Annotated in this window: 12 protein-coding genes and 1 riboswitch; of the genes, 9 read left to right on the top strand and 3 right to left on the bottom strand. The window is 68.7% G+C overall.

Annotated features, from left to right (window positions below):
- From FCG67_RS11345 to FCG67_RS24950, 8 genes are all read left to right on the top strand, one after another.
- Positions 1–750, top strand: a complete 750-nt coding sequence (locus tag FCG67_RS11345; protein ID WP_136909813.1) for a DUF881 domain-containing protein — start codon at positions 1–3, stop codon at positions 748–750.
- Between the two features lie 55 nt (positions 751–805).
- Positions 806–1,210 carry a glycine cleavage system protein GcvH gene (gene gcvH / locus FCG67_RS11340; RefSeq protein WP_077041771.1) on the top strand — a complete coding sequence of 135 codons (405 nt, stop codon included), beginning with the start codon at positions 806–808 and terminating at the stop codon, positions 1,208–1,210.
- Positions 1,211–1,379: 169 nt separating this feature from the next.
- Entirely contained in the window at positions 1,380–1,859 is a 480-nt protein-coding gene (garA, locus tag FCG67_RS11335; RefSeq protein WP_072749715.1) for a glycogen accumulation regulator GarA, read from the top strand.
- Positions 1,859–2,596, top strand: a complete 738-nt coding sequence (ftsR, locus tag FCG67_RS11330; protein ID WP_136909811.1) for a transcriptional regulator FtsR — start codon at positions 1,859–1,861, stop codon at positions 2,594–2,596. The genes garA and ftsR overlap by 1 nt, the downstream gene beginning before the upstream one ends.
- A gap of 144 nt (positions 2,597–2,740) precedes the next feature.
- Positions 2,741–3,214, top strand: coding sequence for a bifunctional nuclease family protein (locus FCG67_RS11325; protein WP_077041769.1), 474 nt, complete (start codon positions 2,741–2,743; stop codon positions 3,212–3,214).
- Positions 3,215–3,429: 215 nt separating this feature from the next.
- Positions 3,430–4,026 (top strand): MerR family transcriptional regulator, encoded by a 597-nt coding sequence (locus tag FCG67_RS11320; protein ID WP_077041768.1) that lies wholly within the window; start codon positions 3,430–3,432, stop codon positions 4,024–4,026.
- Between the two features lie 102 nt (positions 4,027–4,128).
- Positions 4,129–4,224, top strand: a riboswitch (glycine riboswitch).
- A 181-nt stretch (positions 4,225–4,405) separates the two neighbouring features.
- Entirely contained in the window at positions 4,406–7,258 is a 2,853-nt protein-coding gene (gene gcvP, locus FCG67_RS11315; RefSeq protein ID WP_136909809.1) for an aminomethyl-transferring glycine dehydrogenase, read from the top strand.
- 133 nt (positions 7,259–7,391) lie between these two features.
- On the top strand, positions 7,392–7,562 hold the full coding sequence (locus FCG67_RS24950; RefSeq protein ID WP_169310496.1) for a hypothetical protein: 171 nt from the start codon (positions 7,392–7,394) through the stop codon (positions 7,560–7,562).
- A gap of 35 nt (positions 7,563–7,597) precedes the next feature.
- Here the strand turns inward: FCG67_RS24950 and FCG67_RS11310 are convergent, their stop codons facing one another.
- The 3 genes from FCG67_RS11310 to FCG67_RS11300 all read right to left on the bottom strand — a co-directional run bounded on the left by FCG67_RS11310 (position 7,598) and on the right by FCG67_RS11300 (position 12,541).
- On the bottom strand, positions 7,598–9,385 hold the full coding sequence (locus tag FCG67_RS11310; protein ID WP_136909807.1) for a substrate-binding domain-containing protein: 1,788 nt from the start codon (positions 9,383–9,385) through the stop codon (positions 7,598–7,600).
- Positions 9,386–9,535: 150 nt separating this feature from the next.
- Positions 9,536–11,719, bottom strand: coding sequence for a malate synthase G (locus FCG67_RS11305; RefSeq protein ID WP_136909805.1), 2,184 nt, complete (start codon positions 11,717–11,719; stop codon positions 9,536–9,538).
- A gap of 132 nt (positions 11,720–11,851) precedes the next feature.
- Positions 11,852–12,541 carry a PaaI family thioesterase gene (locus FCG67_RS11300; RefSeq protein WP_342775483.1) on the bottom strand — a complete coding sequence of 230 codons (690 nt, stop codon included), beginning with the start codon at positions 12,539–12,541 and terminating at the stop codon, positions 11,852–11,854.
- A 31-nt stretch (positions 12,542–12,572) separates the two neighbouring features.
- Between FCG67_RS11300 and FCG67_RS11295 the strand changes: the two genes are divergently transcribed.
- Positions 12,573–12,941: a SpoIIAA family protein gene (locus FCG67_RS11295; RefSeq protein WP_246045003.1), complete on the top strand. Its 369-nt coding sequence runs from the start codon at positions 12,573–12,575 to the stop codon at positions 12,939–12,941.
- Positions 12,942–12,997 lie beyond the last annotated feature (56 nt).

Genomic DNA, 12,997 nt, shown 5'->3' with positions numbered 1-12,997 from the left:
GTGAACGGGCATGAGGGCAAGCACGAATGGCATACCGAGCTGTCCGCCTCGGCGCGTCGCTCCAGGGTCGTCTTCGGGCTGTTGGCCGTGTTGCTGCTGGCCGCGCTCGGGGTCGCCATCGCCACCCAGGTGCGCAACACCGGATCGGGCGACACCCTGGACTCGGCGCGCCCGGCGGACCTGCTGGTGCTCCTCGACAACCTCGGCCAGCGAGAGGCCTCGTTGCGGCAGGAGATCGCCGGACTCGAGGAGACCCTCGCCACGCTCCAGCGCAGCGGCGGCGGCTCTCAGGCCGCGTTGGACGAGGCCAGGGCGCGCCTGACCGCGCTGTCGATCCAGGTGGGAGCCGTGCCCGCGGCCGGCCCCGGGGTGGTGCTGACGGTCACGGACCCGGGCACGAACGTCGGCTCCGAGGTGATCTTGGATCTCATCCAGGAGTTGCGGGCGGCGGGCGCCGAGGCGATCTCCATCCGTGGTGAGGGGGGTGAGCCGGTCCGGATCGGCGTCGATTCCTGGGTCACCGGTTCCGCTGGTCAGATCAAGGTCGACGGCACCGACCTGGAGGCGCCGTACGAGGTGCTCGCGATCGGCGACCCGCCGACCCTGGCGGCCGCTCTGAACATTCCAGGCGGGGTGATCGACACCGTTGCCCGCAGCGGTGGACGGCTGGCCGTCGAGCAATCTCAGCAGGTCACGATCACCGCCTTGCGGGAGACGAAGCCTCGTCAATACGCTCAGCCAGGAAACTGAATCCGGTACCGCGCGGTATTCTCGCGGGCCGGTGCGATCGAAAGGACTTCTCACCTTGAGCGAAACCAACATCCCGGCCGAATTGCGCTACACCGCGGAGCACGAATGGGTGCAGCGGACCGGGCCGACGACCGTGCGGATCGGGATCACCGATTTCGCGCAGTCACAGCTCGGTGACGTCGTCTTCGTCCAGCTGCCCGCGGTCGACGAGGCCGTGGTCGCGGGCGAGTCGCTCGGTGAGGTCGAGTCGACGAAGAGCGTGTCGGACATCTACGCTCCGTTGAACGCGAAAGTCATTGTGGCCAACGCGGATTTGGAGTCCAGCCCCGAGCTGGTCAACTCTGAGCCGTACGGAAACGGCTGGCTGGTCGATCTCGAGGTGGCCGATGAGGCCACGCTGGACGCCGCGCTGGGCGAGATGCTGGACGCGCCGGGCTACCAGGCCATCGCGGGCGGCTAGGACACGCGTGGATCGGCCTGCGAGTGCCCACGTGAGAGGCATTCGCAGGGTACGGTCGATAGGGAGCGCATCCGCCTGTCGGGGCGTAGGTCCGTATCGGAATGTGATTGTGTCGAGAAGATTTGTCCGGGAAGGTTCCCGGACCGATCGGACTTCAGGAGGAGAAACGGTGAGCGAGAACGACAGCGACGCGGTTTTTGGAGAATCGCCGGCTGAGACAACGTCGGTTTTCCGGGCGGATTTCCTCAACGAGTTGGACAGCACGACCGCTGCTCCGCAGGCCGCTGAGCAGGTTTCCGGAGTGGAGGGCCTGCCCGCCGGTTCGGCGCTCCTCGTCGTCAAGCGTGGCCCGAACGCGGGCTCCCGATTCCTGCTCGACCAGCCAACCACCTCGGCGGGCCGCCACCCGGACAGCGACATCTTCCTCGACGACGTCACGGTCAGCCGTCGGCACGCCGAGTTCCGCCAGGATCAGAACGAGTTCCAGGTGGTCGACGTCGGAAGCCTCAACGGCACCTACGTCAACCGTGAGCCGGTGGACTCGGCCACCCTCGTCAATGGTGACGAGGTGCAGATCGGAAAGTTCCGTCTCGTGTACCTCACCGGCCCCCGCGGCGCCGGTAGTTCCGCTGCGGGTGCGGGTAGCTGATGACGGCGGTCGGGCAGCGGACCGACGGCGGGATGTCGATCGGCTCCGTCCTGGATCGGCTACGTCCCGATTTCCCCGACATCACCATCTCGAAGATTCGATTCCTCGAGGCGGAGGGGCTGATCAGTCCGGAGCGGACACCGTCGGGTTACCGACGCTTCTCGCTGGCCGACTGTGAGCGGTTGCGGTTCGTGCTCACCGCGCAGCGCGATCAGTACCTGCCGTTGAAGGTGATCAAGGAACAGCTCGAGGCGATCGACAGCGGCGTCGCGGTGGTCGGCTCGACGGAGTCGGCCCCGCGACGACCGCGGGCCCTGGCCATCGCGCCCGGCGAGGTCTCGCCCGAGGAGTTCAGGGCCAATCGCGAGGTCCGCATCAGCCGTACCGACCTGATCGCGCGATCCGGCGCGGACGAGGCATTCCTGTCGGAACTGTTGCGCAGCGGGCTGATCGTGCCGGGCGTCGCGGGCTTCTTCGACGAGGACGCGGTCACCCTGGCGCGGGCGGCAAAGGCGATGTCCGAGTTCGGACTCGAGGTGCGGCACCTGCGCGCGTTCAAGCTCGCGGCCGACCGGGAGGCCGGTTTGGTCGCCCAGATCGCCGGTCCCGTCGCGAAGGGCAGGGACGCGGGTGCGCGTGACCGCGCCGAGGAGATGGTGCGTGAACTCGCCGCGCTGTCGCTCACTCTGCACACCTGTCTGGTCAAGGCGGCCGTGCGCGGCGCCCTCGACCGCTGACGATCGCCCGGCCGGAGTGGTCACGACCTGCACCTGTTCGGCGAGAGTCGAATGGGTCGCCGGGTTCGCTTAGAATTTGGGTACGGCTTCATGCGATGAGTGCGGTCGATGCCGGTGAGGCCGATCAGACGGGAGGCAGACGCGATGAGCGAGATGCGTGTGATCGGGATTCGTGTCGAGCAGCCACAGAATCAGCCGGTATTGCTGCTGCGTGAGGCCGACGGGGACCGGTACCTGCCGATCTGGATCGGCCAGACCGAGGCCACCGCGATCGCTCTGGAGCAACAGGGCGTGGAGCCGGCGCGGCCGCTCACCCATGACCTGATCATCACGCTCATCACGGCGCTCGGCAACGCGCTGCGCGAGGTCCGGATCGTGGATCTGCAGGAGGGCACCTTCTATGCCGACCTGGTCTTCGCCGACGACCTGAGGATCTCGGCTCGGCCGTCCGATTCGGTGGCCATCGCGCTGCGGGCGGGCGTGCCGATCTACGCGGACGAAGCGGTGCTGGCGGAGGCGGGGCTGGTGATGCCCGATGAGCGCGAGGACGAGGTCGAGAAGTTCAAAGAATTCCTCGAATCCGTGTCGCCGGACGATTTCAAGGCAACTGACGGTTAGTGTGATCCCGCTGTCGAGAGACGGCGTCGAAATAGTGGCCTGGGCAACGATGCGGTCTCACCCTCAAGTTGAGGTTTAGACTTCGGCGTGTTGCGTTGACCCTGGTCAGTCGTCGCAATAGCTTTGATCCATCGAACGCACACCATGTGATTCACCCCGAGGCGTACTCTGAGTCGAATCCACGGTATGGAATTCCATGCGAGAGGGAGCAGTCAGTGGGAGATCATCCGCAAGAGCCTCAGCGCGGCCTCGCCCCGTCCGAGGGTGTCGAGGATGTTCAGCCGGGCCTCTTTCCCGATGACTCGGTGCCGGACGACTTGGTGGGCTACCGGGTGCCGAGCGCGTGTCAGATCGCGGGCATCACCTACCGCCAGCTCGATTACTGGGCGCGCACCTCATTGGTCGTGCCGTCGATCCGCGGGGCCGCAGGATCCGGCAGTCAGCGGCTGTACTCGTTCAAGGACATCCTCGTCCTCAAGATCGTGAAGCGATTGCTGGACACCGGCATCTCGCTGCAGAACATCCGGGTCGCCGTCGACCACCTTCGCCAGCGCGGCGTGGGCGATCTGGCCAAGATCACGTTGTTCTCCGACGGCACTACCGTCTACGAGTGCACCTCCGCCGAAGAGGTCGTCGACCTCCTGCAGGGCGGTCAGGGCGTATTCGGGATCGCGGTCAGTGGCGCGATGCGCGAGCTGACCGGCACGATCGCGGACTTCCCGGCCGAGCGGGCGGACGGTGGTGAGAGCGAACTGAGCCCGGAGGACGAGCTCGCGTCGCGTCGCAAGAACCGGGCCAGCCGCGCCGGATAGCCCGATTCGGCGCCAACGCGGTCGACGTGGCGCGCGGCACACCCCGCGGCTGGGTCCGTGGGCGCACAAGGGGTCGAACGTAGCCTAGAATTCGGGGTACGTCGCCGCCGCATGGGAGAGTTCCGGAGCACAATCCGGACGCCGAAGGAGCAATACCTCCCCGTCAATCTCTCAGGCACCGAGGACCGTGCGGGCTACGACGTCTCTGGAAAGCGGTGGGAGCACCCACCCGCCCACGGGGAAAGGGGCCATACTCAACGGCCCTCAATCTCTCAGGCGCTCGCGGCGACGAGCAGGCGACAGAGGGGGAGGAACGTTCCGCCCGGCCCGACAGGGTCGAGCCGAATGCGCCTACGATCCTTCAGCCGCGGGAGTTGCCTTGTCAGACGCCAGTACTCGTTCATTTGTCGATCGCCACATCGGCCCCGACTCCGCCGAGCTCGAGCGGATTCTGAGCGTCGTCGGTGTCGGTAGCCTCGACGAGATGGCCGGGAAGGCCGTTCCCGCCAGCATCCTCGACACCGTGACCGACGGGATCAGCGACGGCCTGAGCGCTCTTCCCGCCGCGCTCACCGAGCACGAGGCGCTGGCCGAGCTCTCCGCGCTTGCCGCCAGGAACACCGTCGCGACCTCGATGATCGGTCTCGGCTACTACGACACCCTCACCCCGCCCGTGCTCGTGCGGAACCTGCTCGAGAATCCCGCCTGGTACACCGCGTACACGCCGTACCAGCCGGAGATCAGCCAGGGCAGGCTCGAGGCGCTGCTCAACTTCCAGACCATGGTCTCCGACCTCACCGGCATGGAGGTCGCCAATTCGTCGATGCTCGACGAGGGCACCGCGGCAGCCGAGGCGATGACGCTGCTGCGCCGGGCCAACAAGAGCCGTTCGCCGCGATTCGTCATCGATACCGACCTGTTCCCGCAGACCAGGGCCGTGATCGAGACCCGCGCCATCCCACTCGGCATCGAGCTGGTGGAGGCCGATCTCAGCGAGGGCCTGCCCGAGGGCGAGTTCTTCGGCGTACTCGCCCAGCTGCCCGGCGCCTCCGGTCGCGTCGTCGACTACACGGACCTCATCGCGGCCGCCCACGAGCGGGGCGGACTGGTCGCGATCGGCGCCGACCTCCTGGCGCTGACCCTGCTCACCCCGCCCGGAGAGCTCGGGGCGGACGCCTGTTTCGGCACCACACAGCGGTTCGGTGTCCCGATGGGCTTCGGCGGACCGCACGCCGGGTACCTGGCGGTACACACCAAGCACGCCCGTCAGCTGCCGGGCCGCCTCGTCGGCGTGTCCGCCGACGCCGACGGTGATCCCGCGTACCGGCTCGCGTTGCAGACCCGTGAGCAGCACATCCGCCGGGAGAAGGCCACCTCGAACATCTGCACCGCCCAGGTGCTGTTGGCCATCGTCGCCGCCATGTACGCCAGCTACCACGGTGCCGACGGGCTCAAGGCGATCGCACAGCGCGTGAACGGGCGCGCCGTCGCCCTCGCGACCGGCCTGCGGTCGAAGGGCGTCGAGATCGTGCACGAGTCGTTCTTCGACACCGTGCTCGCCCGCGTCCCGGGACGGGCGGCGGAGATCGTCGAGACGGCGAAGGGCTGGAACGTCAACCTGCGCCTCGTCGACGCCGACCACGTCGGCGTCGCCTGCGACGAGGCGACCACGGAGGCCCACCTCGAGTCGGTGTTCGCCGCCTTCGGCGTCGGGACCTATACCCCGGCGGACGCGTCGTCGTCCTCGCTGCCCGCCGAGATGGTGCGCACGTCGGACTACCTGACCCACCCCGCGTTCACCAAGCACCGCACCGAGACCGCGATGCTGCGCTACCTGCGGATGCTCTCGGACAAGGACATCGCCCTCGACCGGAGCATGATCCCGCTCGGATCCTGCACGATGAAGCTCAACGCCACCGCGGAGATGGAGCCCATCACCTGGCCGGCGTTCTCGGGCCTGCATCCGTTCGCGCCGACGGCGGACGCGCCGGGCATGCTGCAGATCATCCACGACCTGGAGGGCTGGCTGGCGGCGATCACCGGCTACGACGCGGTGAGCCTGCAGCCGAACGCGGGCAGCCAGGGTGAGTACGCCGGCCTGCTGGCCATCAGGAACTACCACCTCAGCCGCGGCGACGATCATCGCGACACCTGCCTGATCCCGTCCAGCGCGCACGGCACCAACGCGGCCTCCGCCGTGATGGTCGGCATGCGGGTCGAGGTGGTCGCCTGCCGTCCCAACGGCGACGTCGACCTGGCTGACCTCAAGGCGAAGATCGCGGACCACGCCGAGCGGCTCGCGGCCATCATGATCACCTACCCGTCCACGCACGGCGTGTACGAGCACGAGGTCGCGGACATCTGCGCGGCCGTGCACGACGCCGGGGGACAGGTGTACGTCGACGGCGCGAACCTGAACGCGCTCGTCGGCCTGGCCCGGCCCGGGCGCTTCGGCGGTGACGTCAGCCACCTGAACCTGCACAAGACCTTCTGCATCCCGCACGGCGGCGGCGGTCCGGGTGTCGGCCCGATCGGTGTGCGTTCACACCTGACCCCGTTCCTGCCCGGGCACCCGATGGCGCCGGAACTGGGCGGATCGGGCCCGGTGTCGGCCGCACCGTACGGCAGCGCGTCGATCCTGCCGATCACCTGGGCGTACATCCGGATGATGGGCGCGACCGGCCTGCGGCGCGCCTCGCTCACGGCGATCGCATCGGCGAACTACATCGCACGCCGCCTGGACGAGTACTTCCCGGTGCTCTACACCGGTGAGAACGGCATGGTCGCGCACGAGTGCATCCTCGACCTGCGTCCGCTCACCAAGGAAACCGGTGTCACGGTCGACGACGTCGCCAAGCGTCTCGCGGACTACGGCTTCCACGCGCCGACGATGAGCTTCCCGGTGTCGGGCACGTTGATGGTCGAGCCAACCGAGAGCGAGAACCTGGACGAGATCGACCAGTTCTGTGACGCGATGATCGCCATCCGCGGCGAGATCGACCGGGTCGGCGCAGGCGAGTGGCCGGTGGAGGACAACCCGCTGCGCGGCGCGCCGCACACCGCGGGCTGCCTGGCGGCGGACTGGGACCACCCCTACTCGCGCGAGCTCGCGGTCTTCCCGCTCGGCAAGGCCAGGGCAAAGGTGTGGCCCTCGGTGCGTCGGATCGACGGTGCGGCGGGTGACCGGAACCTGGTGTGCTCGTGCCCGCCGATCGAGGCCTTCAGCGGCTGATCGCACTCCGGGCGGTTCGCGCGCACTCGTGAGGAGGCCGAAGGGTCCTTGTGTGCCGCGACCCGCCCGGAGGACGATGGGGTTGGTATGGGCGGCTCGTCGGCCGCCCTTGTCGAGCCGAAGGTGCAGACAAATGTTCACCACCATCGCAAGAGCCGCCGCCGCAACCGCCGTCGTGATGTCAGTCGCCGCCCTCGCCGCCCCGGCGGCCTCCGCCGAGGATCGCATCATCGGGGGAGGCTCGTTGCAGTTCTGCTTCGTCGTGCCGCTGCCCGGCTCCGCCGAGATCAACTGGTGCCTCTGACGTTGGCGTGACGCCGTAGTCGGCTTCGTCCGGCGTCAGCCGAGCGCCTGGCCGATCGCGGCACGCAACTCGGGTCCCTGCGAGGACCCGACGGCGGTCATCGAACCCCCGGTCTGCTCCGCGAGGGCACGCAGGGTGTCGGCATCGGAGTTCTCGCCGATCGTGATGACGTCGATGCGGACCGGCTTGCCGTCCACGGTGGTCTCCCGGATCGACGCCAGCAGCTGCCGGGCCGTGATCGACGTGTCGTCGTTCGGGCCGTCGGTGATCAGCAGCACCGAGTTCGGGCGGTCCGCGCCGTATCCCCGCACCGCATCCGCGTAGGCGGCCAGGGTCGCCGAGTAGGTGGACGTCGCCGTCGCCGGGGTCAGGGAGTGGAGCGCGGTGTCGATCGCCTGCCTCCGCGTTCCTGTGCCGACGGTGTCGGTCAGCGAGCCCGTCGGGACGGCGACCTTGTATGCCTTGGCGCCGTCGAGGTTCTTCGAGTAGATCCACAGCCCGAGATCGGTGGAGTCGGGTGTCCGGTTCAGCTGCTCGGTCAGTGCCGCTGTCGTGTTCGTCAGCCGCGTCCCGTCGCCCTCGACGTTGCTCATCGAACCCGAGACGTCCAGCAGGACGGTCGATCTGCGGGGCACCACCGGATTGGAGAGCGTTCGGCTCAGCGTGTCGACCACCGGCCCGGTGGCAGGCTGCAGTGGCGCGTCGATCGGTGCGAAGGGCACCGCCCTCACCGCCGAGGGGGACCCGCCGTCGACCCGGAAACCGGCGTCGCGAAGCACCGTCGCCTGTTCGGGACGGCGGAGGTAGTCCACGAACTCCGCGGCCGCCCGGCTGCGTGCCTCGTCCACCCAGCCGGCGGAGATGATCGCGCCGGGGTGATCGGCCATCGGGGTGGCCCCGGCCGGCAGGAACGCGGTGAGCGCGTTCACGCCCGGCTCGGCGGCGTAGAGCTGCTGCTCGGTGACCGCCACCGCGTGCGGGGCGCCCGCCCGTCGATCCTGCTGTGCACCGAGCGCCGAGAGTGCATCCGCCGTCGCGGCGGGCTTGTCGGGAGCCGACGGGAACGCGGCCGCGGAGCCGACCGCGAGCGAGGAGAGTGCCGAGACGACCGGCGCGGACGCGGCCTGTGCCTCGGTGACCGGCCCGGCGCCCGCACCCGACACCGCCGCGGCGACGGCCTCGGCTGCCTGGGTGGAGGGGTCCGAGCCGGGACCGGTCGGCAGGGCCAGCTTCAGCGAGCCCCATCCGGGGAGTCCGATCCCCGGCAGCCCGTTCGGGTCGGACTGCAGGCGCGCGAGGTCCTGCCAGCCGACATTCGATGCGATGAGAGCCTGGGCCAGCGGGACCGGGGCCGCCAGCAGCACCGGCGAGGTGGCGAGCGACTTCGGCTGGCCGTCGATCAGTCCGGTCTGCCCGCTGAGTCGGGCGACGGACTGGGTGCTCTGCGGAATCCACAGCGCCGGTGCCGGTCCGGGCCCGGACCAGTCCTTCCCGGCGCTCGCCGCCAGCGCGTCGACCACGGTCTGCGAGGTGGCGGGGGTGACGGTGACGGTGATGCAGTGGTCGCGCACGACTGGGGCGGTCTGGGCGTAGCGGTCTGCCAGGGTCTGGATCTGCGGGGCGATGTCGGGATCCGCGGTCACATCGAGGACAGCGGGACCCTCGACGCAACTCTGCGCCGCCTGGGTGCCCTGGTCCGAGATCCGGTCCCTGAGCTGGAACCAGCCGACCACGGCGAGCACGACAGCGATGACTGCTCCCACCGCGATCACCGGGCCCCTGCTGACACCCCTCGTGCCCTCTGCGCCGCGATGCTGCCCCACGTGTGCCCGCCTTGTCGTCGATCGGTGACGGCACGCAGGTCCGCCTCATCGGTACCCCAGCAGTCTACGGACGACCGCGCCGTGGAAGCGGCGAAGCCGCCACCGGACCGGATCGGTCTGGTGGCGGCTTCGCGGTGCTGTCGCTGCCTGTCAGGCGTTGGCGGCCTTGTACTCCCGCCGGCGGCGATGCAGGATCGGCTCGGTGTAACCGCTCGGCTGCGTCGCGCCCTCGAGGATCAGCTCCTTGGCGGCCTGCCAGGCGATGTTGGTGTCGAAGTCCGGCGCCATCGGAACGTAGGTGGCGTCACCCTCGTTCTGGCGGTCGACGACCGGGGCCATCCGCTCGAGGCTGGCCACGATGTCCGCCTCGGTGACGATGCCGTGGCGCAGCCAGTTCGCCAGCAGCTGGCTCGAGATGCGCAGGGTGGCACGGTCTTCCATGAGCGCGACGTCGTGGATGTCCGGCACCTTGGAGCACCCGACGCCCGCGTCGATCCAGCGGACCACGTAGCCGAGGATGGACTGGCAGTTGTTGTCCAGCTCCTCCTTCTTCTCCGCGTCCGACCAGTCGGTGCTCGGGGCGAGCGGAATGGTCAGGATGTCGTCCACACTCGCGCGCGGCTTGCCCTTGAGCTCGTCCTGGACGGCGAACACGTCGACGCGGTGGTAATGCGTCGCGTGCAGGGTTGCGCCGGTGGGCGAGGGGACCCACGCGGTGTTGGCGCCGGAGCGGGGGTGACCGATCTTCTGCTCGAGCATGTCCGCCATCAGGTCGGTCATGGCCCACATGCCCTTACCGATCTGCGCCTTGCCCTGCAGGCCCGCGGCCAGTCCGGTGTCGACGTTCCAGTCCTCGTAGGCGCCGATCCACTTCTGCTTCTTCATCTCGGCCTTGCGCACCATCGCGCCGGCCTCCATGGAGGTGTGGATCTCGTCGCCGGTGCGGTCGAGGAAGCCGGTGTTGATGAAGACCACACGCTCGCTGGCCTCCTTGATGCACGCGGACAGGTTGACCGTGGTGCGGCGCTCCTCGTCCATGATGCCGACCTTGAGCGTGTTCGCGGGCAGGCCGAGGACCTGCTCGACGCGACCGAACAGCTCGGTGGTGAACGCGACCTCTTCGGGGCCGTGCTGCTTCGGCTTCACGATGTAGACCGAGCCGGTGCGGCTGTTGTTGTGCGGTCCGTTGGCCTCGCTGATGGTCAGGCCGTGCACCGCGCAGAGGCTGGTGATGAGCGCGTCGAGGATGCCCTCGGGGACCTCGTTGCCGTCGGCGTCGAGGATCGCGGGGTTGGTCATCAGGTGCCCGACGTTGCGCACGAACAGCAGCGAACGACCGTGCAGGGTGAGCTCGCCGCCGTCGGCCGCGGTGTAGGTCCGGTCGTCGTTGAGTGTGCGGGTGAAGGACTTGCCGCCCTTGCTGATCTCCTCGGCGAGGTCGCCGCGGTTCAGGCCCAGCCAGTTGCGGTAGCCGACGACCTTGTCGTCGGCGTCGACAGCCGCGACCGAGTCCTCGAAGTCCATGATGGTGGTGAGCGCGGACTCGAGGACGACGTCCTTGACCCCGGCCGCGTCGGTCTGGCCGATGGGGGAGCTCGCGTCGATCTGGATCTCGGCGTGCAGTCCGTTGTTGCGCAGCAGGACCGAGGTGGGCGCGTCCTTCTCGCCGAGGTAGCCGACGTACTTCTCCGGCTGCGCGAGCGTGGTGACGGTGCCGTCGGTCAGTTCGACCTTCAGCTCGGCGCCGTCGATCCAGTAGCGCTTGGAGTCGGCGTGGCTGCCCGCCGCGAGCGGCGCCGCGGCGTCGAGGAACTCACGGGCCCAGGCGATCACCTTGTCGCCGCGGACCTTGTTGTAGCTCTTGCCCTTCTCTGCGCCGTCCGCCTCGGAGATGGCGTCGGTGCCGTAGAGCGCGTCGTACAGCGAGCCCCATCGGGCGTTCGAGGCGTTGAGCGCGAACCGGGCGTTGAGCACCGGCACCACGAGCTGCGGGCCCGCGGTCGTCGCGATCTCCGCGTCGACGTTCTGGGTCTCGATGCTGAACGGGGCGGGCGTGGGCAGCAGGTAGCCGATCTCCTGCAGGAACGCCTTGTACTCGGCGGCGTCGAAGGCCGGGCCGGAGTGGTCGCGGTGCCAGGCATCGATCTGCGCCTGCAGGTCGTCGCGCTTGGCCAGCAGCGCCTTGTTCTTCGGGGCGAGGTCCTCGATGACCTTGACGGCACCCGCCCAGAACGCGTCTGCGTCTACGCCGGTACCCGGGAGAGCCTCGGTGCCCACGAAATCGTGGAGAACCTTGGCGACCTGAAGACCACCGACCTGCACGCGCTCAGTCATGAAATGCCTCACTTCTCTGGGAATGCCTCATGTAGACGGACTAGATGTTACTCGGCGGTAATCGTCTAGCTGTTTGTCCTGGTGGGCTAACAGTCCAACCGTACTGATTCGGACGGTATTCCTGGGGTACTGCTACGCCTGTGGCACGGCGGGCCCGATGAAGATCCCCTCGGCCTCGACGGTGACGCCCATGGCGTCCGAGAGGGTCCCGACCACGATGGTCTTGCGGCCCTCGTTGCGATCGATGTGGGCCTCGGCGCGCAGCGGTCCGAGCGGGGTGCCGCGCCGGTACCGCAGCGTGAGGGTGCCGGTGAACCGCGGCTCGATCGAACTGGCGGTGGTGCCGAGCAGGTGATCCATCACCAGTGCGCAGATCCCGCCGTGCACCAGCCCCGGCGGGCCCTCGTAGGCGGCGCCGAGGGTGACCTCCGTCCAGTGCAGGCCGGCGTCGTCGGACTCGATGACCAGCGGGGGAGCGATCGCGTTCCGCAGGCCGATCCCCGCGTTGCCCCAGGCGATCGACTCGCCGTCGGCGGTGAACCGCATCCCGAATCCGCCGTCGATCTGGGTGGCGCGCAGCTTCGCGGTGGCGTCGACGATGGTGGCCTGGACCTCGCGGATCACCGCCTCGTCGACCTCGGTGCGGATGGTGGCGTCGACGAGGTCGCGGACCGCCGCGGTGAGCGGGCCGTAGAGCGCCCGGCGCCGGTCGAGTTCCTGGGTGTCGATGTCTTCTCGGGTGAACTTCACCGTGTGATCGTGCAGCACGCGTCCGAAGGACGCGAGCGATTCGGTGCCCATGGCACTCTCGCGTTGCGTCACACCGGGACTCGAGCTGTGAAACCATGGATCCGTGATCGAGACCATGGAGAACCTGCCCGCAGGCACCCTGGGTTTTCGGGCGACCGGGACGGTGACCGCGCAGGACTACAAGGACGTCCTCGACCCGGCCATCGACGCGAAGATCGCCCAGCACGAGAAGGTCAACATCGTCTATGTGCTCGGCGACGACCTGAGCCGCTACACCGCCGGTGCGCTGTGGCAGGACGCCGAGCTGGAGTCCCGTCCACGCCACAGCTGGGGTCGGATCGCACTGGTCACCGATCACGAGTGGATCGGCAAGGCCATCCACTTGATCAGTTTCCTGTTCCCCTGTGAGGTCCGCGCCTTCGCGCTCGCCGAGGAGCAGGCCGCGATCGAGTGGGCCTCGCAGGGCGGCTGATCGGGCGGGCAAGGACCTCAGTCAGGCGGCGGTGAGCTGGTGGCACGTCGCGCACA

It is taken from the genome of Rhodococcus oryzae (assembly GCF_005049235.1).
In the GTDB taxonomy this organism is placed as follows: domain Bacteria; phylum Actinomycetota; class Actinomycetes; order Mycobacteriales; family Mycobacteriaceae; genus Rhodococcus_G; species Rhodococcus_G oryzae.
This window is presented reverse-complemented; position numbering and strand designations above follow the sequence as displayed.